We start from the raw sequence: 24,668 nt of genomic DNA, 5'->3' as shown, positions 1-24,668 counted from the left end.
TTAGCAGCAATTCCCGCGATTGGCGACCCTGCCTGCTGGCGGGGCAGCAAAGCTAGCCTCGCGCATTCATCTGGGAGCCGCCAAGAACAGGAACCCGGTTGGCGACAAAGACCACGGCAAAGGATGCGGCAAGCAATATGATACCGAGAACGCATATCGCGCCGAGATCACCACTCTCGTTGAGATCATAGATGATGACCGAGACAAGCTTGGTATTCGCCGTCGTGAGCAGGATTGTTGCCGACAATTCGCGAATTGTACCGACGAAGACAAAACACCATGCGGCGACCACGCTCGTCCGCAGAAGCGGTGCGGTGATATCCCAAAGAGTTTTCAGCCGGGAAGCCCCCATGATACGCCCCGCTTCTTCCAGCTCCGGATGGACACCGGAAAAAGCCGAGGACATTTGCTGGTAGCCTGCCGGCAGCTCGATCGTCATGAAGGCAATGAGCAGGATCCAGATCGTGCCATAGAGCTGGAATGTCGGATTGGCATAGCTGAGGAACAGGCCAACGCCGAGGACGATACCAGGGATCGCGACCGGAGCCGTGGCAAGCACGCCGAGGAAACCCGAGCCCGGAACCGACCTTCGGGTTACCAGGTAGGACACGATCAGTGCAATTGCCGTAACTGCGGTCGCGGTGAGAAAGCCGAGAAGGAATGTGTTGCGAAGGGCGAGCTGTGTCGCCGAGAATTCGAAAAGCACAAAACGCCAATGGCTCAACGTCAGGGTGCTGAGATTGATCGGATCGCCGACAGTCCCAGTGAAAGCCGTCTTCAGGATCGCGAGATAGGGCAAGATGATCGTCAGGCTCAACACGGTAAGCACGAAGGCGATTGCTACCCACTTCCATGGACCAAGCTTGGTGATTCGTGGCGTCCCGCTCTTTCCGCCGAGAACGGTATAGCCTTTGCGTCCGAGGATCGACTTCTGCGCACGCAGGAGGATTACGGTGATGATCAGCAAGGGAAGCGCAGCCGCTGCTGCGAGCCCGAGACGAGGCGGAAATTGAAACAGGCTCCAGATTTTCGTCGTGATCACATGGAATCCGGCAGGCAGCGCAAGGATGGCCGGAGAGCCGAACATCGTCAGCGCCTGCAAAATGGCAATCAGCGTTCCGGCCAGCATCGCCGGCAATACAAGCGGAATAGTGACCTTTCGCAGTGTCGTCATGGATTTCCCGCCGAGAATCGAAGAAGCATCCTCAAGATCGGACGGAACCCTGTCGAGTGCGTTCGCGACGAGCGTGAAGACGTAGGGGAAAGTGAAACAGGCGATGGCAAAGACGAGGCCGCTGAACGTATAGATATTCACCAGATACTCGGAAGCTTCGAGCCCGAAGATGCTTCTGTAGATGATGTTGACGATACCGCTGTTGGGTGCCGCCAGGATCTCATAGGCGATTGCGCCGAGGAAGGGCGGAGTGACGAACGATGCCGTGACGAGCATGCGGATCGTTCGCCTTCCCGGCAGGTCCGTTCGCGCAACGAGCCAGGCCATAGGCGTGGCAATGACGCAGGCGAGAGCGCCGACCGCCAGCGCCATTCCGATGGCAAGGCCGTAAGCACGCAGAAGGGTAGGATCAACGACAAGGGCAATATAATTGTCGAAGGTGGCGCCCCCGCCCGTATCGCTGCGAAAGCTGTAATAGACCAGCCAGAACAGTGGCAGGAGAACCAGGACGCTCAGGACAAGAGTCAACAGAGCGAAAGTAGGCCATGAAAGGTCGATTCCACGGCGCCAACCTTGAGCCGGCAAAGCTTGAACCTGAACGTCACTGGTCATGATCGATTATGTCCCGAAATACTTTTCGTAATTGGCTTTGATCGTGGGAATCTCGGGCTCGAGCTTCTCTGGATCCGAGTGCAAGACCTTGATCTTCGACAGCGGAGTCCGATCCGCCTTCTCCTTGACGTCAGGATGGAATGACCTCAGCCCGCCAAAATCGCTGTTGAGCTGCTGCGCGTCGAGTGAAAAGAGGAATGCGTAGAACAGCTTGGCAGCGTTCGGGTTTGGTGCCTGCTTGAGCACGGCTGCGTTACCGACGGCAAGCGGCGTGCCTTCGTCCGGATAGACGATCTTGATGGGTTTGCCTTCGTCGATAAGACGGAAGACGTTGTACTCATTTCCATCGACTTCCAGCGCCCGTTCGCCCTGAGCAAGCTTCTTTGGCGGCTCGGTCGAAGATTGCACCTGCATGATGTTCTGTTTGCCAAGCTTCTCGAAATATTCCCAGCCGAGCAACTGGCTGAGCACGAATGTCGAGGTCATCACCGTGCCGCTATAACCCGGATGCGCCTTGACCATCTTGTCCTTGAAACGAGGATCGAGCAGGTCGTTCCAAGTCTTGGGCGCATCGGCCTCCTTCATCAGGTCGGTACGATAGGCGATGACGGACAGGTGCGCGCGGTAAGCAGCGAAGTTGCCATCGGGGTCGCGCTCATCGGCAGGCCACTTGTCCGCGACTTCCTGCGGAACCATGGGTTCAAGCCAGCCCTGGCGCTTGAAATACTCGAAATGCACGGCATCGGAGGTTTCGATGACGTCGGCATTGTAGATCCCGGTCGAGTATTCCTGCCCGATGCGCTGGAACACCCGTTCGGATCCGGCCCGCTCTACCTGTACGGCGATGCCCGGATACTTGGATTTGAAATGCTCGGCGAGCTTTTCTGCAACTGCAACGTCAGTCGCGGTATAGAACACTACCTTGCCTTCAGCCTTCGCCGCTGCCTCAAGCTCGGGAGTAATCTGGTAGGGTGCCGGTGCTTCGGCCCAGGCGGCGGACGACGCCAGTCCCGTAGCCAAGAGCGCGGCTGATAAAGCTTTCTTCCACATGCATAGTTCCTCCCTTATTGCGCGAGCGCCCGGCATTTCTCTGGCGGAAAATGCAGCCATACTTCCTGGCCGACCGGGATCGCGACGTTGACTGGTGCGACTGTGCGCACCGTTTCTCCACCAGCGATTGAAACGAGATAATCCCGGTGCGAACCGAGATAGATTTGGCGCGTCACCGTGCCCATCGTGACATTGGTGTCGGTGCTCTTGGGCTTTGCCGACGAAAGCTCGATGTCGTGGTGGCGGACCGAAACCGCCGTCTTCCCAGAACTCGCGGTACTGCCACTGCCGCAACGCAGGACGAGTCCACCTTCGCCGATGACGCTATCCTTGTCGCCGCGGGTGCCGCTGAGAATATTCGTGCCGCCAATGAAGCGCGCGACAAATTCCGTCTCCGGCCGTTCATAAATATCTTCCGGCGATCCCGCCTGCTCGATACGGCCATCATTCATGACGACAATCATGTCGGCGGTGGTCATGGCTTCCGCCTGATCGTGCGTCACATAGACAGTCGTGTAGCGGAACTCGTCGTGGAGCCTGCGAATTTCGAAACGCATCTCCTCGCGCAGATTGGCGTCAAGGTTCGATAGCGGCTCATCAAGAAGCAGGATTTCCGGCTTGATGACCAAGGCACGCGCGAGCGAGACGCGCTGCTGCTGGCCGCCGGAGAGTTCCCCCGGATATCGATCTTCCAGCGGTAGAAGCTGTGTTGCTGCAAGAATCGTCCGGACGCTCTTCGTCACTTCGGATTGGGGAAGGCGCCGCAATTTCAAGCCATAGGCAACATTGTCGAAGACGGTCATATGAGGCCACAGCGCGTAGCTCTGGAAGATCATGGACATGTTGCGTCCTTCGGGGGGCACGGTCGCATGAGCAGACGATATCGTCTTTCCCCCAACGCGTATCTCACCGGCGTTTGCCGGAACAAAGCCGGCAATCAGCCTAAGGGTCGTCGTCTTGCCGCAGCCGGATGGTCCAAGAAGGCAAACCAGCTTGCCCTTGTCCACCGAAAGGTTGACGCCTTTGACGACCGTAAGCGTGCCGTAGCTCTTGGTAAGCCCGTCTAATTCCAGGAATGCCATTCCACCTCCCGAGTGTTCGCAGGTACCGACAGGTCTTCTGCTGAGATTGGCTGACCCGAAGCCTACGAAGCAAATTGAAGACTGTCAACAGATTACTATTTGCAACGCTTCACATTCACTTGTTGCCAGAAATAGCGATGAACTATCCAGTTGACAGATATCCTACAAGTGACTATCAGCGTGAGATCAGCACGTCGACGGGAAACAGCAGAATGGCGTTCAAGACACTGAAGCCTCTACACCGCGCGCCTTTGCTGCATGTCTCCGTGCAGGAAAGCTTGAGGGCTTATATCAACGAGAACGGAATGGAGGCTGGAGCGCCAATGCCGCCTGAAGGCGAACTTGCCAGCCAGCTTGGGGTCAGCCGTAACTCGCTGCGTGAAGGTATCAAGGCGCTGGAGTCGGTTGGCGTACTGGAATCGCGGCGTGGCGTGGGCGTTTTCGTCAAGGCATTCTCCTTCGAGCCATTGCTGGACAATCTCGCCTATGGCCTGGGAGGAGCGCTGCGCCAGATAGAAGAGGTGCTTGAGATTCGCAGGACCCTCGAAGTCGGGCTGATCGCCAAAACCTTGCAGAAGATCACCGATGAAGACATCCGGGAGCTACGGCAGGTGGTGGCCCGCATGCGGGTTCACGCGGAGCGCAACGAGGCGTTCGTCGACGAAGACAGGCTGTTTCACCGGCTGCTTTTCCGCTGTCAGGAGAATGAGACTCTGGTCCGGCTCATCGAGGTGTTCTGGCTCGCATTCTACAAGGCTTCCGATTTCGTCAATCTGGAAAACACAGACCCGATGGCGACCTGGCGCGACCATGAGGCGATCGTCGATGCCGTGGAAGCCAGAAACCTCGAAGACGCGCGCAACCGTCTCGACAGTCACTACGAGGGCATCGCCCGGGTGATTGAACACAACAAAGCGACTTCAAATGGGAGGATATCATGAAACTTAGAATGATCGCTTCGGCGCTGGCATTGTCCGCTGCGTTGATTGGCAGCGCGTCTCTGGCGCCGGTCACCGCTCAGGCGGCAACCCTCTCCGGCGGGTTTGATGTCGGACCGGGAGGGTTCCAGGGCAACTTCAACCCATTGGCAGCCACTTCCGGCTTCACCTGGCTCAGCATCTACTTCGAACCGCTCGTCACCTATGACGAGAAGTTGCAGAAGGTCGTCGGTGTGCTGGCGAATAGCTACGAAGTCAGCGCCGACCAGCTAACCTATACGTTCAAGCTGAAGGATGCCAAATGGCACGACGGCAAGCCGTTCACAGCCAAGGACGCCAAGTTCACGATGAGCCTTGCCATGGACGCAAAGTCGGGCTCCGTGCTTGCCGCGAGATTGAAAGCAGTCTCGTCGGTGGAAGCCCCGGATGATCGCACGCTGGTGGTCAAGCTGAGTGCCCCAAGCGCCAGCACCCTCGATACAATGACCAAGGTGATGATGCTGCCCGAGCACGCATTGGCATCGATACCGGCGGATCAACTCGCCAAGAACGCCTGGTGGTCGACCGCGCCAATCGGCACGGGACCCTTCAAGTTCACCAAATACGTCACCGATCAATATGTCGAACTCGCCGCCAATACAGACTATCGCGACGGCAAACCGGCGCTTGAGCGGGTGATCAACCGCTATTTCGCCAACCCAGCAGCGGCGATTGCTGCGCTTCGCGCCGGTGAGATCCAGTTCACCTATGTCGACTCCAATGATGTTTCGACATTCAAGGACGACGAAGCGTTCAAGGTCATCGAAGGCGACAGCTTCGTCGTCAACTATCTTGGATTCAATCATGAGTCGCCGATCTGGAAAGATGTGCGCGTTCGCAAGGCGGTGATGTACGCGATCAACCGCGACGCCATCATCAAGAGCCTCTACGCCGGTGCGGCCAAGCCAGCCAACTGCGCCTATGTGGCAGAGCGGCTGATCCCGCAGGGCATTGATCCTTACGCGTATGATCCGGAAAAAGCCAAGCAATTGCTCGATGAAGCGGGATGGGCGCAAATCAATGGCGACAAGCCGATCACGCTCCTGACCTACTACACCACTCCGCTCGCCACCAACGTTCTTGCTGCCGTTCAGGCAATGCTCGCGCAGGTAGGAATCAATGTCGTGCCGCGTGCAGTCGATACGCCGACCTATAATAGCATCGTCTTGAATCCGCAGCCGGATATCGGACAGTTTCAGATGGTCTATGCCGGCTTGCAGAACGGTCCGGATGCGGGAAGCATCAATGTCGGGCTCAACGAAAAGCAGATACCGCCAGCGGGTCCCAACGTGGTGCGCGCGCGAATGCCCGAACTCAACAAGGCGCTCGACACTGCCCTTGCCGAGATTGACGCTACCAAGCGCGACAGCCGCTATCAGGAAGTATGCAAGGTCATGAATACCGATCTGCCCTGGGCAACTCTCTGGGTCGCCAATCGCTACGGCGTCGTTTCGGCGAAGGTCAAGGATTTCATCTGGACACCGGCGCCGGGCGGCGGCCCCTATCAGGCTCATCCGGAAAAGTGGTCGACCGGCGAGTGAACGCAACCAACTGATCCCAGTTTGAGGGGTGGCAAGCGGCCACCCCGGCAAAACGGAACCGATATGCTTCAATACAGTTTTCGACGTCTGCTGGTGGGAGTTGGCATGCTCCTCGCGCTGAGCATGCTGATCTTCATCCTGCTGCGTCTTACCCCCGGCGACCCGATCGATGCCTATATCGATCCCAACATTCCCATGTCGCCGGAGCAGCTTGCACAATTGCGCAGTCAGCTTGGACTCGACAAGCCATTGCCTGCCCAATATCTGGCCTGGCTGCAACAGGCCATCTCGGGAAATCTCGGTTATTCGATCAAGCGCCAGGACCAGCCGGTGCTGGATCTGGTATTGTCGCGCATCGGACCGACGGTCCTGTTGATGGGATCGGCATTGCTGATCGCCATCGTCACGGGAATCGTCACCGGCGTTGTCAGCGCAGTGCGGCGAAACACGTCCGTCGATCTTGCGTTTTCCGTGTTTGCGCTTGTCGGCATTTCGAGCCCGGCATTCCTGAGCGCGCTGATCGGACTGTATATCTTCGCGGTTCGCCTGAAGCTGGCTCCCTCGGGCGGCATGCTGACGCCGGGCGCGGAGTTTTCCATCGGCGATCTGCTCCATCATCTCATCTTGCCCGCAGCGCTTCTCTCGATCGCCCAGGCCGCATTGATCATGCGCTACATGCGCTCGTCACTCCTCGAAGTTCTCAATCAGGATTATGTGCGCACGGCTCGGGCGAAAGGCGTCAAGGAATTCTGGGTCATCGCCAAACATGCCTTGCGCAACGCACTGTTACCGGTAGTGACGGTAATCGGCTCCACCATCGGCCTTGCAATAGGCGGGGCGATTTTCATCGAGAGCGTGTTCAACTGGCCGGGCATGGGTCTCTTGCTGGTGAACGCGGTGGAGACGCGTGACTATCCGGTGATCATGGGCGCGACATTGATCATCGGCGCCTGCGTGATCATCGTGAACCTACTGACCGATATCACCTACGCGGTCATCGATCCGCGCATAAAGGTGGGCTGAGATGCTTGCACGCACCCCCTCCCGCAGCCCCGGTCCCATGGCTCGGGCCCTTCACCGCTTCGGTCACAACAAGGCCGCGCTCTTCGGCGTATGCGTCATCGTGCCGATGCTCGCGATGATCCTGTCCTACCCGCTGTGGTGGGCTTTCAAGCCAAACGACATTGACCTGCTTGCCATGAACAGCGGTCCAAGCGCCAGCCACTGGTTCGGAACCGATGGAGTAGGCCGCGATGTATTCGTGCGTGTCATGGAGGGCGGCCGCATCTCTCTGCTGGTGGCCGTGGCCTCGACTGCCATTTCCGCGATCATAGGATTTCTGGTCGGTGCGATATCGGCATTTGCCGGTCGCTGGGTCGACGCCGTGAGCATGCGCTTTGTCGATCTCGTCATGACGCTGCCGCCGGTCATCTTCCTGCTGGTACTGGCGTCGATTGCCGGTACCGGCATCTGGCCAACCGTGCTCGTCATATCTCTGCTGTCATGGCCGCTCCTGTCGCGCATGATCCGCTCGCGTCTGCTCGAATTGCGCGAGCGGGACTTCGTGCTTGCGTCACGTGGCATGGGAGCAGGCCTTGGGCATCTCCTTTTCCGGCACGGCCTGCCGAACTCCATCGACATCCTTGTCGTCTATGCGACGCTGCAGATTGCCAATGCGATTCTACTGGAAGCAGGACTGTCCTTTCTCGGTCTTGGCATCGCGCCACCCGCCGCGAGCTGGGGCAACATGCTCAACGCAGCGCGCTCGACGGCCGTTCTCGAACAATTCCCCTGGCAATGGCTGTTCCCGGGTGGAGCGTTGGTCCTTGCCGTCCTTGCAATCAACTTTATTGGCGATGGTCTGAGGGATGCCTTCGATCCTCGCGCCGAACTGAACTGACAAAGAAAGAAAGTGAAAATGACAAAATTTCATGGGGTTGTTCCTCCTGTCGTAACACCTCTCAACGCGGACTTCACGGTGGACTATCCGTCCTATACGCGGGTTCTCGAACATCTGATCGGCGCGGGCTGCCAGGGCGTATTCGTGCTCGGCTCGACGAGTGAAGTGGTGTTCCACAACGAGAAAATACGTCGTGAAATCCTCGAACACTCCGTCAAGATCGTCAATGGCCGCGTGCCGGTCATTGCAGGCGTTCTCGATGCAACGACCGACAATGTCATCGAGCATGCCAGGGTAGCGAAGGCAGCAGGTGCTGCTGCAGCCGTCGTAACGGCACCATACTACACCGTCACCAGCCAGCCCGAGATCATCGACCACTTCCGCTATATCAAGGATGCCGTCGACATTCCGCTCGTCGCCTATGACATCCCCGTCTGCGTTCACGCCAAGCTGGCCCGTTCGACAGTGACGACGCTGGCCAGGGAAGGCACCATTATCGGTCTCAAGGATTCGAGCGGCGACGACGGAAATTTCCGCTACGCGCTCCTCGACCTTGCTGAGCATAGTGATTTTTTCCTGATGACCGGTTCCGAGATCGTCGTGGACAACGCGCTGTCCATGGGTGCGCATGGCGTTGTCCCCGGTCTCGCCAACGTGGATCCGCACGGCTATGTCCGCTTGTGGGATGCCGCACAGCGTGGCGACTGGACAGCCGCGCGCAAGGAACAGGAAAGGCTCTGCCGCCTGTTTGAGATCGTCTGGGTTGGACAAAACCGCGTCAGTGGCGGCGCGTCCGGCGTTGGCGGGTTCAAGACCGCCATGCGCAACCTCGGCATTATCGACACCAATCTCATGCCGAGACCAAGACAGGCGCTCAACGATGCAGAGGCGGCAAAGATCGACGCCATTTTGCGCTCAACGGGACTGCTTGGCTGAGATCGGACATGGACAAGCGCCTGGAACCAATTCTCGATATTCACGGGCTGCGGACAATCTTCCGCACCCGCGGCGGCGAGATCACGGCCGTCAATGGTCTCGACCTGGCTGTTGCAGCCGGCGAAACGGTGGCACTTGTCGGCGAATCCGGTTCCGGAAAATCCGTGACCAGCCTGTCGGTCATGCGCCTGTTGACCCGCAACGTCGGGTCGATTGCCGCAGGAAGCATCCGCTTCAAGAGCAAGGATGGAGCGGTTCGTGATCTTGTCACGCTCGACGAAGAGCAGATGCGGAGAATTCGCGGCAATGAGATCGGCATGGTGTTCCAGGAGCCGATGTCGAGCCTCAACCCGGTGTTTACGGTCGGAGACCAGATCGCCGAACCCATTCGCATCCATCGCGGTGCTGACCGGAAAAGCGCGATGGACGTAGCAGTGGCGCTTCTGGATCAGGTGGGCATCCCCGATGCGAGACGCCGGGCGGGTCAGTATCCGCATGAACTCTCCGGCGGCATGCGGCAGCGCGCTACAATCGCCATGGCGCTTGCCTGCGATCCGACGTTGCTGATCGCCGACGAACCGACGACGGCGCTCGACGTGACCATACAGGCGCAAATCCTGGATCTGTTGCTCAAGCTCCAGCGCGAGCGGGGCATGGGCATGCTTTTCGTCACTCACAACCTGGGCGTGGTCGCCGAGATCGCCCATCGCGTCGCGGTCATGTATGCGGGGCGGATCGTCGAGGAAGGGCCAGTCGCGGAGGTGTTCCGCAATCCGCGCCATCCTTATACACTCGGTCTTCTCGCTTCCATGCCAAGGCTAGGCGATGCCACGCGCATGAAGCAGGCAGGCGAACAGCTTGCAGCAATCCCCGGTGTTGTACCCAGTCTTGCCGACATGCCGGACGGATGTGCATTCTCCCCGCGCTGCCTTTATGCCATCGATGCCTGCCGGCAGGCGGTGCCGCCGCTCCTTGCGGTGAATGCGATGCACCGAAGCCGCTGCATCCGCTGGCAGGAGGTGAGTCGATGAGCGCTGCACCATTCCTCGTCGTCCGCGATTTGGCAAAACATTACGTTTCCCGCGGCAAAAGACTCAATATCCTGGAAGGCATCTCATTCGAGATAGCGAAGGGCGAAGTTGTCGGTCTTGTCGGTGAATCGGGCAGCGGCAAGACCACCATCGGCCGTTCGGTACTGCGTCTGGTCGAGCCTTCTTCGGGTAGCGTAACATTCGACGGAACCGAATTGACGACGCTCTCTGCCGCGCAGATGCGACGGACGCGGCCCCGAATGCAGTATATATTCCAGGATCCCTTTGCCAGCCTGTCACCGCGCATGACAATTGGCGAGATACTGACCGAAGGTTTGAACATCCAGGGAATCGGCACGCGCAAGGATCGGCTCGACCGGGCCAGAACCGCACTGGAACAGGTCGATCTTCCTGCCGAAGCAGTCAACCGATACGCGCATGAGTTTTCCGGCGGGCAGCGTCAGCGCATCGGCATCGCTCGCGCCCTGACGCTTGCGCCGGAATTCATCGTTGCGGACGAGCCCGTCTCCGCACTCGATGTATCGATCCAGGCACAGGTGATCAATCTCCTGCGCGACCTGCAGCAGCGGCTCGGCCTGACCATGCTGTTCATCTCGCATGATCTCGCGGTTGTGGAATATATATGCGACCGGGTGATCGTTCTCTATCTCGGCCGCATCATGGAAATTGCGCCCAGTGCTGATCTCTATGCGAGGCCGCAACATCCCTATACGAGGGCGCTTCTGTCGGCGATCCCATCGCCTGATCCCGACGCACAGCGCAACCGGCAGATACTCAAGGGCGATATTCCAAGCCCGGCCAATCCGCCGAGCGGCTGCGTGTTTCGTACGCGTTGTCCGGTGGCGCTTGAGGCGTGCGCCCATACGGTGCCGGAATTGCGTGAAATAGCTCCCGGCCGCTTCAAGGCTTGTATCCGCGACGATCTGAACTAGGAGCTCGAGGTGAAATCCGGAGAATTTGCGATCAGGGGCAATTGGGCAAGCTTGCTCCTGCCTATCGAGGCGGACGATAATATCGAGTTCGGCAAGCTGGGGGACGAGATCGACATTTTGATCGAGGCGAAGGTCGATGGTATCTACTCCAATGGCACAGCAGGCGAATTCCACAACCAGAGCGAAGAAGAATTCGATCGCATTCAGCTGATGCTGGCCGAGCGCTGCCATAAAGCGGGCATGGCTTTCGTTATCGGTGCCTGTCAGCCCGACTCAACGATCATGCTGAACCGTGTGAGACGCGCCGCTTCGCTGCAACCAGCTGCCATCCAGCTTATCCTGCCGGACTGGTGGCCGCTGACCGACACAGAGGCGATCGACTATCTCAACCGGGCAATGGAGATATCCAACGGCATTCCGCTCATTCTCTATAATCCACCGCATGCAAAACGCGTTCTTTCACCGAGGGAACTCGGTGGGATATTGGCTGAAACACCGGGCGTGATTGGTGTGAAACTCGCAGATGGTGACTCGGCCTGGTACGCGGAAGCCCGGGAGCATCTGTCGCGCACGGCACTTTTCGTGCCGGGACATCATCTTGCGACGGGGATCAGGGAAGGGATAGCCGCAGGTTCTTTCTCAAACGTCGCCTGCCTCAATCCTCGCGGCGCACAACGCTGGAGCGACCTGATGCGGACGGACATTGGCGCCGCAATCGAAACCGAAAAACGCATCTGCAAATTCATGGACCAGCATATCGTTCCGTTCAGGCAGAAGGCCGGCTATTCAAATGCTGCGCTGGATAAATTGCTCTGCGCAATCGGCAAATGGGGGCCGGTAAGTACACGCTTACGGTTTCCTTACCGATGGATCGACGACAGTGAAGCGGATCGCCTGCGCATCGTTGCCCGGCGGGAACTGGGCGAGATCATGATCTGAGTTCGCCGCGGGCTATTTCGGAGCGTGCGACTGCACGACCTTCCTGCATTCCGGGGTGAGCTTGTCCACTTGCTTGGCCAAACATTCGATGACCCGGCCGCCGCCCGGTATCACGCCGGCGCAATATTTTTCGAAGTCGGCCATGCAGGCCGTGCGCTCGGCTGCCGTCTGTGCCATGGCGGCGGTGGAGAAAAACGCAACTGCGAAAACTGCCACAATGAGCCGCACTGCAACCTCCCACAATTTTTGATGGAGAGCTTTCTCTCCGATGTGGAATAACGTAGCATCGAAAATGCATTTTCTGCAAAGGCCAACCGGGGGACATGATGGCCGGATTCAGCAACCTGCACAGGCGGCGACAGCAACGCGTTTCAAGCGCGGGCCGAAGGACGGCAATGGTTTGCGCTGCATTGATCGCGCTGGGACTGGCCGGCTGCAACCAAGAGAACAGCTACGTTCCGCCGCCACCGCCCAAGGTCGATGTCGCGCATCCGGTAAAGCAGAACGTTACCCCCTATCTCGAAGCGACGGGCAATACGGCGGCCGTCAATGAGACTGCGCTGGTGGCGCGGGTGCAGGGTTTTGTCGAGGAGATCGACTATAAGGATGGCGATGCGGTAAAGGCCGGCACCGTGCTCTTCGTCATCGAACCCGAGCCCTATCAATTGGCACTCGACCAGGCAAATGCCGCAAAGGCATCGGCAGACGCTGCCGTCAAGCTTTCGCAAGCGGAATACGAGCGGCAGGCGGCGCTAGTTGCCAAGACCTTTGCCACGCAACAGGACCTGCAGAAGGCCGAGGCCCAACGCGAAGCTGATCTTGCCGTTCAGCAGCAGGCGGCGTCGAATGTCAAACAAGCCGAGCTCAACCTCAGCTATACAAAGGTGAAAGCGCCCTTCGATGGCGTCGTCACGGCTCGGCTGGTTTCCGTCGGCGAGCTTGTTGGTGCGTCGACCACGACGCTTGCCTCTATCGTCGAGTTCGATCCCATCTATGTCGATTTCAATATCAGCGAAAAGGATGTGCTGCGTATCCGCGGTGATATGGTGAAACGCGGGATGACCGCGCAGGACCTTAAGAAAGTGCCCGCGGAAGTCGGAACGCAAACCGAGACCGGTTACCCGCACGCCGGCACTCTCGACTATGTGGCACCCACTATAACCGCGTCGACTGGCATGCTGGCCGTCCGCGCTGTGCTGCCCAATGCGGATCGGCAATTGCTGCCCGGCTATTTCGTCCGCGTGCGCGTTCCCTTGTTCGAAGAGCCTGGGATGTTGCTTGTGCCCGATCGCGCCATCGGCAGCGATCAGAGCGGGCGCTATGTGCTGGTTGCCGGCAAGGACGATATCGTCGAGCAGCGGAAGGTCGAGATCGGTCAACTGGTCGGTGAACTGCGGGTGGTAACGACAGGTCTGCAACCGGAGGACCGTGTCGTTGTTACAGGTCTGCTCTCGGCCATACCCGGTCAAAAGATCGAGCCGCAGCTGATGGAAATCAGCGCCTTTGCGGCAAATGGCGCCGCGCAATGATCTCGAAGTTCTTCATAGAACGGCCGGTACTGGCCAATGTAATCGCCATTCTCATGGTGGTCATCGGTTTTGTTTCGCTCTATTCGCTGCCGGTCGCTCAGTATCCGAATGTCGTGCCGCCAACCGTGCAGGTCACGACCCGTTATCCCGGAGCCAGTGCTCGTACGCTGATCGATACGGTGGCGTTGCCGATCGAGCAACAGGTAAACGGCGTCGAGGACATGCTCTACATGCAGTCCTATTCTGCTTCGGACGGCAGCTACTCGCTTACCGTAACATTTGCGATTGGCACCGACCTCGACGCAGCACAGGTCCTGGTACAGAACCGCGTTTCCGCCGCCTTGGCATCGCTGCCGCAATCCGTGCAGGTCCAGGGCGTCAACGTGCAGAAGAAATCGACGTCGATTCTCGAGATCGTCACTCTGACCTCGCCGGACAAAAGCCACGACAGTCTCTATCTCAGCAATTACGCCACGATAGCGCTCAAAGACGAGATTGCCCGCATCCCCGGCGTCGGCAACGTCACGGTATTTGGCGCCGGACAATATTCCATGCGCATCTGGCTCGACCCGAACAAGATGCAGGCGCGGGGCCTTACCGCTCAGGATGTCATTCAGTCGCTGCAGCAGCAAAGCGAGCAGGTTACGGCGGGTCAGGTGGGCATGCCACCGGCACCGGAAAACCAATCCTTCCAATATACGATCAATGTCGAGAGCCGCCTTGACTATCCAGAGCAGTTTGCTGCCGTCATAGTCAAGACCGATACGAATGGCGGCATGACGCGCGTGCGCGATATAGGCCGGGTGGAACTCGGCGCGCAGACATATAGCCAGGTGTTCAAGCTCGACGGCGCAGATTCGGCGGGGCTTGCGATCTTCCTTTCTCCGGGCGCCAACGCACTTGATGTCGCTCAACGAGTAAGCGCCAGGATGAAGACGCTGGCCGGCGAATTTCCCCAGGGCGTCACGTATTCCATTCCCTTCGATACGACCACCTTCGTCAGCCAGGCAATCGGCGAAGTGTACAAAACCTTGCTGGAAGCCGCGCTTCTGGTTCTGATCGTCATCCTCGTTTTCCTGCAGGACTGGCGGGCGATGCTGGTGCCGGCGACAACTGTGCCAGTGACGATCATCGGCGCTTTCGCCGCGATGGCGGCAATGGGCTTCTCGGTCAATCTTTCCACCCTGTTCGCTATTGTGCTGGCGATCGGCATCGTCGTCGACGATGCCATCGTTGTAGTCGAGAGTGCCGCGCATAATATGGAACGGGGCATGTCCGGCCATGATGCAGCGATCAGCGCCATGGATACGCTCTTCGGACCGATCGTCGGGATCACGCTTGTCCTTATGGCGGTGTTTCTGCCTGCCGCATTCCTCCCGGGCATCACGGGACAGATATTCGCGCAATTCGCGCTGGTAATCGCGGCGACCGCGCTGATCAGTGCCATCAACGCCGCGACATTGAAGCCGACGCAGTGCGCCATGTGGCTGCGGCCACCCGTACCGCCGGAGAGGCGTAACTTCTTCTTTCGCGGCTTCAATTCAGTCTATCAGAGACTTGAAAATGGCTATGTCCGCGTGATCGGCTCCATGGTCGCGCGTAGCGGAACCATGGCGGCAATCGCGCTGCTCATCATAGCCGCCGCCGGATATGGCATGTCACGTGCGCCAACAAGCTTCCTGCCGATAGAGGATCAAGGCTATCTGCTGGCAGCGGTGCAATTGCCGGACGGCGCTGCCCTTGGCCGAACGCAAGCGTCGCTGGAGGAACTGGGGCGGGTTGCGAAGGAAACGCCCGGCGTCGCCCAGGTCATTACGATCGCCGGCGTCTCCGCCCTCGACAATAATTCCGCGCTCGCCAATGCGGGACTTGCCTACATCATGCTCAACGACTGGAGTGAGCGCGGCAAGGGCGAAGACCTGGCTTCGCTTTACACGACGCTCAACGCCAAATTGAAGAACGTTGGCGAGGGCAGGGTGCTCGTTCTGCCCCCGCCGCCGATCCAGGGGATCGGCAATGCCGGCGGCTTCACCATGCAGACGGAGCTGCGCGACGGCAGTTTCGATCTTGCGAAGTTGCAGAGCTTGACCAATGCCGTGGTGAAAGCTGCTGAATCTCAATCGGGCATACAGAGTATCAATGCCCCCTTCCGGGCGACTGCACCGCAGTATGATGTAGCGATCGATCGCGAGAAGGTTGAAAACCTGCAGCTGACAACCGATCAGGTATTCGACGCGCTGGCGAGCTATCTCGGCTCCAGCTATGTCGCTCAATTCAACAAGTTCGGGCGAGTGTTCCAGATCTATGCCCAGGGGGATGCGCAATTTCGCCTGACGCCGGAAAGCATCAACAGCCTGACCGTGCGGAACAAGAATGGCGACATGATTTCGCTCGGTACGGTGCTAACGATCACACCGAGCGTCGGACCCTCCCTCATCAGCCTCTACAACCTTTATCCTTCAGCTTCGATCATCGGCGTACCTGCGGCGACATTCTCGTCGGGTGAAGCAATGAAGCTCATGGAGGAAATCGCGACCGCCACGCTGCCTAATGGCTCCAGCTTCGAGTGGACGGCGCTCTCGTTCCAGGAGAAGCTTGTGGGCAACCAGATGATCCTTGTCTTCGCCCTTGCACTGTTGCTGGTCTATCTGGTGCTGGCGGGGCAATATGAAAGCTGGATCGCCCCGGTATCAGTGCTGCTCGCCGCCCCATTGTCATTGATTGGTCCCGTTTCGATTTTCCTGGGCCTGCATGTCGCGATCAATCTTTACGTTCAGATCGGCCTTATCCTGCTCCTCGCTCTCTCGGCCAAGAACGCCATTCTCATCGTCGAGATGGCGCGAGAATTGCGTGCCTCCGGCAAGTCGATCATCGAGTCTGCGACCGGCGCTGCCCGGTCCCGTTTCCGGCCGATCCTGATGACATCGTTCGCCTTCATCCTCGGCGTGGCTCCCCTCGTCTTTGCAACGGGGGCAGGGGCCAGCGCGCGCAGGTCGATAGGCATCACCGTATTTAGTGGCATGATTGCTTCCACATGCCTTGCAGTCCTCTTCGTGCCGTCATTTTTCGTGGTGCTGCAGCGTTTCGAAGAGTGGCGCGCCGCGCGCAAGCGGCCGGTCGCGGAGAAAGTTCTCGACAGCGAAGTCAGCTGACAAAGCGCTCGTAAAACTGGTCTGATGTCTAACGCGTCTCGGCATAGGCTCCAAGTGCCCGCCTGCGGGCCGATCGATGATCGACGATCGGATGAGGGTACGTCTCTCCCAGCATGATGCCGGCATCGTCCAGAACCCTTTGCGGCGCAGTCCACGGCTGGTTCAGGTATTTACCGGGAAGCGCCGCCAGCTCAGGGACAAATGTCCGTACATAGTCGCCCTTAGGATCGAACTTTTCGCCCTGCAGTATCGGGTTGAAAATGCGGAAGTATGGCGCCGCGTCCGCACCTGTGCCGGCAACCCACTGCCAACCGGCGGCGTTGTTGGCGGGGTCCGCGTCGACGAGCGTGTCCCAGAACCATTCTTCGCCCTTGCGCCAGTCAATGAGCAGATGTTTGATGAGGAACGACGCAACGATCATGCGCACCCGATTGTGCATCCAACCCGTTTGCCATAGCTGTCGCATCCCGGCATCGACGATAGGGTAGCCGGTCTTGCCCTGTTTCCAGGCATCGAAATGATCCTGCCGGTCGTTCCAATGAAAGGCGTTGAAGCTTGCATTGAAGTTTTCAGTGTGCAGCGCCGGGTTGTGGAACAGCAGATGGTAGCAGAATTCGCGCCAGGCCATCTCGCGGCGGAATTTTGCGACGTCGGCTCCATGGTCCCGGAGCTTCGGCGCCTTGAGTGCATGCCAGATCTGAACCGGTGTAATCTCGCCATGGACAAGATGTGGCGAGAGCCGCGATGTTGCTTCAATGTCGGGACGATCCCGCTCCCGGGAATAATGCCCGATTGCTCCATCGAGAAAGTCCGCGAGGCGCTGATGCGCAGCCTCTTCGCCCGGAGTCCAGTCCGTGAAGCCTTTCGACCAGTCCGGATGCTTCGGCAACAAATTCCAGTCGTCCAGGGTCTCCGACGCGATCTCGCCGTGCCAACTTTTCAATCCGATGGGGGCCGCAACGGGATCGCGCGGTTCCGGCTGTCCTGCCAAGGCGCGCCAAAATGGAGTGTAGACACGGTAATATCCCCCGGACGCAGTCCGAAGCGCGTAGGGCTCATGCAGGAGATGGCCTTCAAAGCTTTCAGCCATGACATTGCGGCGAGCGAGCTCAGCCTTCAGGCCGGTGTCAACCTCGACACCTTGCGGGTCGTAACGCCGGTTCCACAAGACGAGGTCGGCGCCTGTTTCGTCGATAAGACCGTCCACGATCGCCTCTGTCTTCCCGCGCTTCAGGACCAGGGTAGCGCCGCGGGCTTTCATGGTCGCCGAAAGCGCGTTCAACGAGTGGTGCAACCACCATTTCCTCGCACCGCCGAGCGGCCGCGCATGCGGGCTCGTCTGCTCATCCCAGACAAAAACCGGAATGACGGGCTTGCCGCTCTCGGATGCCGCATGCAACGCGCGGTTGTCAGCCAGCCTGAGATCGTAACGGAACAGAACGATGGCAGGCTTGCCGCTCTCCGTGGTGGGCATGGAGTTGATCCTCTTGTCATGTTGGTGACTGCTTGCCTGACGCACTTGAACCAGCGCGGCTTTCCACTGGTGTTTCTGATATAGTGTTCCCGCATGATGAGGTATCATGCGGCGGAATGCTACAATCGGGGGCACGATGATCGGGCAAAAATTCAGATCCGCCATGGGCAGCGCACGATATTTCTCCGGGAAGGACCGGTGAGAATTCTGCGCCGATACAACGACCGCTGGAGCATCGCGGCCATTCCCGCGTTGCTGCGCCGTCTCGGCCTCATGCTTCCATTGGGAAGAGCGCTGTCAACCGGGCCGCAAATGCGGAATCCGTCACTCCCTCTTGTGCCTTACGGCCTGTTGCTGCTGATGAGCGTCGGCGTCATCATTGTCGTTTTCATTATCGGCGTCTCGGAGAGCCGGGACCGGATGGTCGCGCAATCGAAGATTCAGCTGCGTCAAAAGACTGCTCTGCTCGAAGCCTATGTAAGCAAGATACTCGAAGCCAACGATATGGTGCTTCAGGGCATCGCTTCTGAAGTTGAGCCCATCCGGGACACGGGAATCGAACCCACCGAGCAAGTGACAGGGCTTCTGAGGACCCAGAAGAAATATCTGAAGCATTCAGCGTACATCGCCATAGTAGGCAGAGATGGGAAACTCGTTTCTACAAGCGAAAATTTCCGGGACCGCTCGCTTGATGTGAGCGACCGGGATTACTTCCGGCACCACCGGGATCACCCCTCGAACGTTACCTTCGTCGGCGAACAGCTAATCGGCCGGGTATACGACAAACCGTCTCTCACGATGAGCAAGGCCCTGCTCGGAACCGGCGGAGAGTTCGGCGGGCTGATTTTGATCACGATGCCGGTCGAATACTTTACCCGCTTGTTCGACGGGGCCGCCAACCCTTCAGACGCTGCCCAGTTTCTGAGGCAGGACGGCCAGGTTGTGGTAAACGTGCCACTATCGGAGGGCGGTGCGACCGTCCCTGACTGGTTCCAGCAGGCTATTGCGGAAAATCCGATTGCGGGAGAGCTACGTCATGCTCCCTTCTCCGATGGCGTGGTCCGGCTGATAGCCTACCGCAAAGTAGAAGCATTTCCGTTTTACGTGACCTATGGAATCGATGAAAAAGCACTGCTTGCAGGCTGGAGGCAGTCCGTCCGGGTATACGGCACGGTGCTCGCCATCGCGCTGGGGGCATTTCTGATTACTGCATGGCTGGCAAGGCGCCGTTCAATCGCTCTGATGGCATCCAACGAATCTTTGCGTGAGGTCAGCGAGCGCCTTCTGGTTTCGCAGGACGAGGAGCGCCGTTCCATAGCAAGGGACCTCCACGATTCGACCGGCCAGCATCTGATCGGCGCGGCGATGGAACTCGCAAACGTCAAGTCCCTCCTGCCGGACAGCGACGGCGACACGTCGAGGGCCTTGGCCCGCACGGCGCAGCTCATTTCGCAGAGCAATGAGGAACTGCGAACCCTATCCTATCTGTTGCACCCGCCGATGCTCGATGAGTCGGGCCTGCCCAATGCGCTGGAGCTTCTCGTGGCGGGCTTCGAGGAGCGAAGCGGACTTGAGATCGAATTGAGAGTTGATCCGGCTTTGGCGACCAAGCGCCCGCCCGCGGATGTGGAGCTGACCGTATTCCGTATAGTGCAGGAAGCTTTGACGAATATCTACCGGCACGCACACGCCGCCAAGGCGACGATCAGGCTGGTACGCCAGGGCAGCGAACCCGATACGATCCTGTCGTTGACCGTGAAGGATGATGGTGTCGGTATCGAGAGGCGCAGGCGCCAACACGTCGGCGTTGGTCTTTCTGGAATGGATGCGCGCTTGCGGCCGCTCGATGGCAGTATCCACATTTCGACCGGTAGAATGGGCACAACCATTTCCGTCAGGGTGCGTGGATAGTAATATGGGTCACGACGTCCGGACTTGAAACGCCTTGGCCGATGACATTCCGGCGTCAGATCGTAACGGTAACAGCAACCGTCGTGGAACGTGTGAAAACGCTACCCGTCGTCGAACGTGAGTGAAATATTTTCCGGCACTTGAGACACAACCTGCAGGCCTTTACCGTTACGTACTCCCTTGGAAACCTCCAATCATGCATTATCGCCGGGTTGCAACTGCGCCGGATTGTTGCCGTCTCGACTGATTGGTAGTCCAGCGTATAGCTCCAATAGATTAGTTCTGGTGAAAGCGGGGGTCAGCATAGTCAATGTCGACCGTTTCATCCCAACGGGGGCTCTGGAAGCTGATGCTGAAGCTGCCCGCCATGCGTGGCCAGTTGCAGATGCTAAGCGCCCGAAGTTCTACCTTGGTGAGCCTGTGCGACGCCTTCGATGAAGCAAGTTCTACACTCGATCGCCTGCGGCGCAACGGTTCCACCGACGACAAGTTGCTGCTGGAATACGAGTCTCTCTGTTCCGAGATCGAGAATGAAGTGATCGACATCTGCATCGTGGGGCGCACCCAGAAACCGTGACACACGACCAGGTCAGCAAGCGACACCTAATGAATATTAGCTTAAATCAAGCGTGTCAGTACTATTCCGATACAACCTAGGGTATTCACCCTATGGCTTCTTGGCCGGTTCCGTTCAATTCTGTTGCTGGCTGTCATGTACGGGGGTCTGCCATGGAAGTTGACGTCAACGTCGACGCACGTGCTCTAGAAGGGGTCACCGAATTTGAGGCGAAGCGGGAATTGGACAGGCTCCTGTCCGATCCGCAATTTCATTCGACGGATCGCAACAGAAATTTTCTACGCTTCGTCGCAACGGAAATGTTCGAAGGCCGCGCCGCTGCGGTAAAGGCCTATACGATCGCCGTGGATGTTTTCGGCCGCCCATGCAGCTTCGACCCCACGACCGACCCGATCGTCCGCATCGAAGCCACACGGCTCCGCGCCTCCCTGGCCCAATATTATGAGACTCACGACGATGAAGGCAGCGTTCGTATCGAATTGCCTCGGGGACGCTATATCCCGGTTTTCACGAAGGCTCCTCCACAAGCCGAGAATCTCTACGAAGCCGAGTTTGTCGAAATTGCAGAGGATAAAGACACTTATTCTGGGTGGAGAAAAGCTGTGATCCGCCGGAGGCTTGGCCTCGCAGCACTTGGTGCGGTCGTCTGCGCTTTCTTGTGGCTCATCTCGGGGAGGGCGCCTGTCTTCTCAGAAAAGCCGAATGTTGCCATCGAGATGAAATCTGCCGGGAATGGCTCCGATAACGAAGCCGGTTTCATCCGCGATTATCTGATGACGGCACTTTCCCAGTACCAAACGCTAAAGCTGGCGGCAGAAGAATTCCCCGACAATACAGGTGGTAGCGTCATCCGCGCTGCGAGCTCTTTCTTTTGGTCAAACCGCCGAACAAGCGCTTCCTACAAGGTGATCCTCAAATATCATACTGCCGAGGACGCTCGTTCCGTGTGGTGGCAAGTCGTCGATCCCGTGACGGGCGAAGCTCTCCGCTCAGGAGTGGAACAGGTTGCCGTCGACGACAAGCGGGCCACGGATGTACGGCGCGAACTTGTCGTACGGCTGGCAAACCGCTTTGCCGATATGAACGGCGTGCTCAATGGCCTGGAACTGACGCGCGAGTTGGCGTCGCCCGCCCTTGGCAATGGCTGTGTTCTTCGGTCGGCGATGGCCTTGAGGCAACGAGACGCGACCCAGTTGCAGCAAGCGCGAACCTGCCTTGAAAAAACGCTGGCGGCTACGCCCGACGATGCCGATATCAACGCCGAGCTTGCCATAGTCAATCTTGAGCTGGCTACGCCGGGGGTCCCGAACGAAGCTACGGCACGCGCACTGAACCTCGCAAAAAGGGCTGTGTCGCTCTCCCCCACATCGGATCGCGCGGCATACGCGCAAATGCTGGCGCAGTGCCGTAACGGCCTGAACGAGGCGGCCTTCGTATCCGGCTATCGCGCGCTCGGTCTCAATCCCAACAACAGCCTTATAGCAGCCCGCCTCGGCGCGATGCTGTTTTCCCATGGCAGGTGGGCGGAAGGCGCAGGGATGGCAATCAAGTCCGGCATGATCGAGGGCGTCTTGCCCGGTGATGCGGTGCTTACCCTGGCACTGGACGCCTACCGACGCGAGGACTTCGCGCAAGCCTTGCTTCGCGTGCAGCAGATGGGCCGGTCTGACGACTATGTCGCCAACATACTTGAACTGGCGGCGGCGGGACAAATTCAGAATGCAGCCGGGGCGAGGGAAGCGGCTAAGCGGCTGAACGCTCAGCGCGACGAGTTTGCACGATCATTCCGTTCCGAGATGGCCCATCGGCACTACGCGCATGAAATTGTCGAAAAGCTCGCCGCCGGATTGGAAAAGGCCGGTTTTCCACTGCCCTCTTCGCCCCCGACAGGTCGTATTGAGGGAATGCGGCCTCGACCGGCGCCGTAGCGGATTCATCTCCATGGTTCGATTTTCGCGATCTTGCTGTTGGCCGCGTCCATCGTAAGCCTGTACTGGGCGAATGTGGTTTTGTCGTCGCACGTCACCCGAACAATGGTCGGGCCGCCGGCGGACCTCGCCTTATCGATCCTCGCATCCGTTATCCTGTCGCACCAGAAGCCTGCATTTCGTATCGCGCGGGCCGTCTGCCGCTGGAGCATGCGTGACTCCAGCGTTTGACCGGCCGCGAACTCCGAGGCGGAGAAGAATACCAAGAGTGCCATGAGAATGCGATTCATCGGACAAGCCTGTCTGTGTTCAAGGGAACGCGCAAAATACACTGCCCGGGCCGCAACGATGCGTCGAGGCTGGATGGCATGCAACAATGTTACTGTAACATCGTTGCTGCGAGTGTCGTTTTCGACCAGCTTTATCGAGGGCGACAGGGTGCTGCCCTTCCCGGTCGCCTGCCCGGGCGGGACCGGCTGCTGACGTTTTCGCTCTCCCTTGCACCGAACCGCGAAGCCGGACAGCCCGGTTGCGCCCGGGCTCCGCTTCGAAATGCTCCGTCAGGCTCTAGTAGCTCAGTTCGGACGTCGGAGGTTTGCTGTTCAGCGTCTCGTGCACCCTGTCCGATTTTGGACGTTTGTACTCGATCTTCTTGCCTTCGAGTATCGTGATCGGCGCACTCACCGTCGTCGCTGCCACCTTGCCCACTGTACCGACACTTCCGGCAACGACAGCTGTCACGCCATCGGCGAACGAAACGTCGGAATCGGTAAGGGTCTGGCCGGTTACGAGGCGTTGACCGATGAGCTTCACGATATCCGGACTCTCTGCGAATTTTCCGTGGCGGAGCCCGTCGCCAGTTTTGACCTGCGTAAGATCCACGACAGTTATGCCGGCCGCTTCGAGCTTGGTCTTGTAGGGTTCCGCTGCCGGATTGATCGCGCCAAGGCGGTCGACATCGCCCGAGATCAATCGCGACACTTTCAGCGCTCTGTCATCCTGCGATACGAAGATGGTGATTTTCGGCTTGTCCTTGCCTAGCTCGTTCCATTGGCGTGCGAAGACATCGACGTCGATGTCGGGCGAAGCGAGAATCACGTTCTTGATCTTGGGCTGGACTCTGCCGTCACGTATTGCCATCTGCCGAAGCGATTCCATGGCCAGCCACGTTCCCATGGAATGGGCCATTACTGTGATTTCCTTGACATCCCTGTCCTTGGAAAGCGTCTGCAGACCCTGTTCCAGCGCCGTACGGGAGAAGTTTGTGCTCTCCTTGTCATAATTATAGTCGAACACGCGCGCCCTTGACGGCCAGGTAAACAGGATCGGCGTTACCGGCGCCTTGGAATCGTGGACGATCTGGGCAAAGCGGAAAACGGAATCTTCGTAGCGATTGTTGAAACCATGAACAAAGACCATGGCGTGTCCATTGACGACGTGCTGGCGGAACCAGGCGCGACCCTCTTCCGGCGAATTCAATTGCTTCACGCGCGTCACCGCAAAATCCGTGGCCGGATTGGGCGGCACCTTTTTCGGCCACTGGACTGTTCCGGGCTTCCGCTTGCTGTCCGGAGGGATCGATATGGTGATATCGGTCAGGTAGGGCGTCGGGCTTCGCTCGCCCGTAAACAACGTCGCCGGGTCGTCGGATGGCACGCGACTGGTGACCACGAGCATGTCCACTGTCGATGCCCCCGTGGGGCCCGTCACCATCACAGGCGCCATCACGCCCTTGGCGTGTCCAGCGCAACCCGCCACCATGAGAGCCAGCACGAGGCCAGCCATTGGACCAGCCCCTGTCGAGCGCCGGCGGACCGGTTGCGACTGCTGACTTGCGCAAGTTCTGTGATCCATGTCGGCGCTTTCGCTCAAGAGGACAGCTTCAGGTGAACAGAGGAAGGA

Annotated in this window: 20 protein-coding genes; 13 read left to right on the top strand and 7 right to left on the bottom strand. The window is 58.7% G+C overall.

What is annotated here, in order from left to right:
• Positions 1-52: 52 nt before the first annotated feature.
• Genes CU100_RS22270 through CU100_RS22260 form a run of 3 tightly spaced genes read right to left on the bottom strand, consistent with a single transcriptional unit; the run spans position 53 to position 3,918 of the window.
• Positions 53-1,786, bottom strand: a complete 1,734-nt coding sequence (locus tag CU100_RS22270; RefSeq protein ID WP_106718825.1) for an ABC transporter permease — start codon at positions 1,784-1,786, stop codon at positions 53-55.
• A 6-nt stretch (positions 1,787-1,792) separates the two neighbouring features.
• On the bottom strand, positions 1,793-2,836 hold the full coding sequence (locus CU100_RS22265) for an extracellular solute-binding protein (protein WP_106718824.1): 1,044 nt from the start codon (positions 2,834-2,836) through the stop codon (positions 1,793-1,795).
• A gap of 14 nt (positions 2,837-2,850) precedes the next feature.
• The gene (locus CU100_RS22260; RefSeq protein ID WP_106718823.1) at positions 2,851-3,918 is read right to left on the bottom strand and encodes an ABC transporter ATP-binding protein; all 1,068 of its coding nucleotides are present in this window, start codon (positions 3,916-3,918) and stop codon (positions 2,851-2,853) included.
• A gap of 212 nt (positions 3,919-4,130) precedes the next feature.
• Between CU100_RS22260 and CU100_RS22255 the strand changes: the two genes are divergently transcribed.
• The 8 genes from CU100_RS22255 (at position 4,131) to CU100_RS22220 (ending at position 12,195) form a co-directional block, all read left to right on the top strand.
• Positions 4,131-4,859: a FadR/GntR family transcriptional regulator gene (locus tag CU100_RS22255; RefSeq protein ID WP_106718822.1), complete on the top strand. Its 729-nt coding sequence runs from the start codon at positions 4,131-4,133 to the stop codon at positions 4,857-4,859.
• A complete protein-coding gene (locus tag CU100_RS22250; protein WP_106718821.1) occupies positions 4,856-6,436 on the top strand; it encodes an ABC transporter substrate-binding protein in 1,581 nt (526 codons plus the stop codon). Before CU100_RS22255 ends, CU100_RS22250 begins: the two co-directional genes overlap by 4 nt.
• 63 nt (positions 6,437-6,499) lie before the next feature.
• Positions 6,500-7,459: an ABC transporter permease gene (locus CU100_RS22245; protein WP_106718820.1), complete on the top strand. Its 960-nt coding sequence runs from the start codon at positions 6,500-6,502 to the stop codon at positions 7,457-7,459.
• 1 nt (position 7,460) lies between these two features.
• A complete protein-coding gene (locus CU100_RS22240) occupies positions 7,461-8,336 on the top strand; it encodes an ABC transporter permease (RefSeq protein WP_106718819.1) in 876 nt (291 codons plus the stop codon).
• An 18-nt stretch (positions 8,337-8,354) separates the two neighbouring features.
• Complete coding sequence (locus CU100_RS22235; protein ID WP_106718818.1) at positions 8,355-9,272, top strand: dihydrodipicolinate synthase family protein; 918 nt, start codon at positions 8,355-8,357, stop codon at positions 9,270-9,272.
• Between the two features lie 8 nt (positions 9,273-9,280).
• The gene (locus CU100_RS22230) at positions 9,281-10,303 is read left to right on the top strand and encodes an ABC transporter ATP-binding protein (RefSeq protein ID WP_106718817.1); all 1,023 of its coding nucleotides are present in this window, start codon (positions 9,281-9,283) and stop codon (positions 10,301-10,303) included.
• Entirely contained in the window at positions 10,300-11,256 is a 957-nt protein-coding gene (locus CU100_RS22225; RefSeq protein WP_106718816.1) for an ABC transporter ATP-binding protein, read from the top strand. The genes CU100_RS22230 and CU100_RS22225 overlap by 4 nt, the downstream gene beginning before the upstream one ends.
• Before the next feature lie 9 nt (positions 11,257-11,265).
• Positions 11,266-12,195 carry a dihydrodipicolinate synthase family protein gene (locus CU100_RS22220; protein ID WP_106718815.1) on the top strand — a complete coding sequence of 310 codons (930 nt, stop codon included), beginning with the start codon at positions 11,266-11,268 and terminating at the stop codon, positions 12,193-12,195.
• 12 nt (positions 12,196-12,207) lie between these two features.
• Here the strand turns inward: CU100_RS22220 and CU100_RS22215 are convergent, their stop codons facing one another.
• Positions 12,208-12,423 carry a cysteine rich repeat-containing protein gene (locus tag CU100_RS22215; protein WP_106718814.1) on the bottom strand — a complete coding sequence of 72 codons (216 nt, stop codon included), beginning with the start codon at positions 12,421-12,423 and terminating at the stop codon, positions 12,208-12,210.
• 167 nt (positions 12,424-12,590) lie between these two features.
• Here CU100_RS22215 and CU100_RS22210 point away from each other — a divergent pair, with 167 nt between their 5' ends.
• Together CU100_RS22210 and CU100_RS22205 are read left to right on the top strand one after the other, a co-directional pair.
• A complete protein-coding gene (locus CU100_RS22210; protein ID WP_106718978.1) occupies positions 12,591-13,724 on the top strand; it encodes an efflux RND transporter periplasmic adaptor subunit in 1,134 nt (377 codons plus the stop codon).
• Positions 13,721-16,876: an efflux RND transporter permease subunit gene (locus CU100_RS22205; protein WP_106718813.1), complete on the top strand. Its 3,156-nt coding sequence runs from the start codon at positions 13,721-13,723 to the stop codon at positions 16,874-16,876. The genes CU100_RS22210 and CU100_RS22205 overlap by 4 nt, the downstream gene beginning before the upstream one ends.
• Before the next feature lie 28 nt (positions 16,877-16,904).
• Here the strand turns inward: CU100_RS22205 and CU100_RS22200 are convergent, their stop codons facing one another.
• A complete protein-coding gene (locus CU100_RS22200; RefSeq protein WP_106718812.1) occupies positions 16,905-18,350 on the bottom strand; it encodes a cryptochrome/photolyase family protein in 1,446 nt (481 codons plus the stop codon).
• A gap of 198 nt (positions 18,351-18,548) precedes the next feature.
• On the opposite strand from CU100_RS22200, the gene CU100_RS22195 reads away from it, so the two are divergent.
• The 3 genes from CU100_RS22195 (at position 18,549) to CU100_RS22185 (ending at position 22,766) form a co-directional block, all read left to right on the top strand.
• The gene (locus CU100_RS22195) at positions 18,549-20,261 is read left to right on the top strand and encodes a cache domain-containing sensor histidine kinase (RefSeq protein WP_170113931.1); all 1,713 of its coding nucleotides are present in this window, start codon (positions 18,549-18,551) and stop codon (positions 20,259-20,261) included.
• A gap of 310 nt (positions 20,262-20,571) precedes the next feature.
• Positions 20,572-20,838, top strand: coding sequence for a hypothetical protein (locus CU100_RS22190; RefSeq protein ID WP_106718810.1), 267 nt, complete (start codon positions 20,572-20,574; stop codon positions 20,836-20,838).
• A gap of 152 nt (positions 20,839-20,990) precedes the next feature.
• Positions 20,991-22,766, top strand: coding sequence for a tetratricopeptide repeat protein (locus CU100_RS22185; RefSeq protein WP_106718809.1), 1,776 nt, complete (start codon positions 20,991-20,993; stop codon positions 22,764-22,766).
• 5 nt (positions 22,767-22,771) lie between these two features.
• Here CU100_RS22185 and CU100_RS22180 read toward each other — a convergent pair whose 3' ends face one another.
• On the bottom strand, positions 22,772-23,056 hold the full coding sequence (locus CU100_RS22180) for a hypothetical protein (protein ID WP_106718808.1): 285 nt from the start codon (positions 23,054-23,056) through the stop codon (positions 22,772-22,774).
• Positions 23,057-23,333: 277 nt separating this feature from the next.
• Positions 23,334-24,551, bottom strand: a complete 1,218-nt coding sequence (locus CU100_RS22175; RefSeq protein ID WP_245419197.1) for an alpha/beta hydrolase — start codon at positions 24,549-24,551, stop codon at positions 23,334-23,336.
• Between the last annotated feature and the right edge of the window lie 117 nt (positions 24,552-24,668).

This window comes from Phyllobacterium endophyticum, from assembly GCF_003010935.1.
GTDB classification, from domain to species: domain Bacteria; phylum Pseudomonadota; class Alphaproteobacteria; order Rhizobiales; family Rhizobiaceae; genus Phyllobacterium; species Phyllobacterium endophyticum.
Note: the sequence above shows the minus strand (reverse complement) of the source record. Positions and strands in the feature narration are given on the sequence as shown.